At 69.7% G+C, this 1,618-nt stretch carries 1 protein-coding gene and 1 pseudogene; both read left to right on the top strand.

Going from position 1 to position 1,618, the window contains the following annotated elements:
* A partial coding sequence (kdpA, locus tag B1L11_RS44475; RefSeq protein ID WP_079321117.1) for a potassium-transporting ATPase subunit KdpA occupies positions 1-936 on the top strand: 936 nt, incomplete at its 5' end.
* Positions 936-1,618 (top strand): annotated as a pseudogene (locus B1L11_RS44470) (potassium-transporting ATPase subunit B); the annotation flags it as partial. The gene kdpA and the pseudogene B1L11_RS44470, both read left to right, overlap by 1 nt.

The following is a 1,618-nucleotide window of genomic DNA, read 5'->3' as shown; positions in this document are numbered from 1 at the left end:
TTCGAGAATCCGGCGGGATGGACGAACTGGCTGCAGATCGTCCTGCTCCTGGCGATCCCGGTCGCACTGCCGCGCACCTTCGGCCGGATGGCGGGCCAGGTGCGCCAGGGCTACGCGATCGTCGCCGTCATGGCCGTGCTGGCTCTGGCCAGTGTGGCGCTGACCAACACGTTCGAGATCGCCGGGCACGCGACCGTCCCGCAGGCGGTGGGCGCGGCGTTGGAGGGCAAGGAGGTCCGGCTGGGGGTGTCCGACTCCGCCACGTTCGCCACCGCGACGACGCTGACCTCGACCGGCGCCGTGGACTCCTTCCACGATTCCTTCACACCGCTCGGCGGCATGATGACGATGGTCAACATGATGCTGGGCGAGGTCGCGCCCGGCGGCGTCGGCTCCGGCCTGTACGGCATGCTCGTGCTGGCGGTGATCACCGTCTTCGTGGCCGGTCTGATGGTGGGTCGTACGCCGGAATACCTGGGCAAGAGGATCGGCTCGCGCGAGATCAAGCTGGCCTCGCTGTACTTCCTGGTCACCCCGACCCTCGTGCTCGTGGGCACCGCGCTGGCCATGGCCTCGCCCGAACAGCGGGCGAGCATGCTCAACTCCGGGCCGCACGGCCTGTCCGAGGTGCTCTACGCGTTCACCAGCGCCTCCAACAACAACGGGTCGGCGTTCGCCGGCATCACCGTGAACACCCCTTGGTACGACACCGCGCTCGGGCTGTGCATGGCCTTCGGCCGGTTCCTGCCGATCGTCTTCGTGCTCGGCCTCGCCGGATCGCTGGCCAGGCAGGCCCCCGTACCGGCCTCGGCGGGCACGCTGCCCACCCACCGCCCGCAGTTCGTCGGCATGGTCGTCGGCGTGACGATCACCGTGGTGGCGCTGACCTTCCTCCCCGCTCTGGCGCTCGGCCCCCTCGCAGAAGGAATCCAGTGATGACAGTGCTCCAGGCGCCGGAAGCTCCGGGCCGCGCACCCGCTCCCGGGAAGGGCGGCAAGGTGGGCGGTGGTCTGCTCGATCCCCGGCAACTCGTGAGGTCGTTGCCTGAGGCGTTGCGGAAGCTGAATCCGGTGACGTTGTGGCGTAATCCGGTGATGTTCGTGGTCGAGGTCGGTGCGTTCCTCACCACGGGCCTGGCGATCATCGGTTCCTCGTTGTTCGCCTGGGCGATCGTGGTGTGGTTGTGGCTGACCGTGTTGTTCGCGAATCTGGCCGAGGCGGTGGCCGAGGGGCGGGGCAAGGCCCAGGCCGCGACGTTGCGGGCGGCCAAGCGCGACACCACCGCCCGCCGCCTGAAGGACTGGCAGCCCGGGCAGATGGCGGTCCGGTGGGACACCGTCGGCGCCCAGGAGTTGCGGCAGGGTGATGTCGTGGTGGTCGAGGCCGGGGAGGTCATCCCGGGCGACGGCGACGTGGTCGAGGGCATCGCCAGCGTGGACGAGTCGGCGATCACCGGGGAGTCCGCGCCGGTGATCCGCGAGTCCGGCGGGGACCGGTCGGCGGTCACGGGCGGCACGAAGGTGTTGTCGGACCGGATCGTGGTGCGGATCACCCAAAAGCCGGGGGACAGCTTCATCGATCGGATGATCGCCCTGGTCGAGGGCGCCGACCGGCAGAA

Origin of the sequence: Microbispora sp. GKU 823 (assembly GCF_002027145.1) — a bacterium.
In the GTDB taxonomy this organism is placed as follows: Bacteria; Actinomycetota; Actinomycetes; order Streptosporangiales; family Streptosporangiaceae; genus Microbispora; species Microbispora siamensis.
This window is presented reverse-complemented; position numbering and strand designations above follow the sequence as displayed.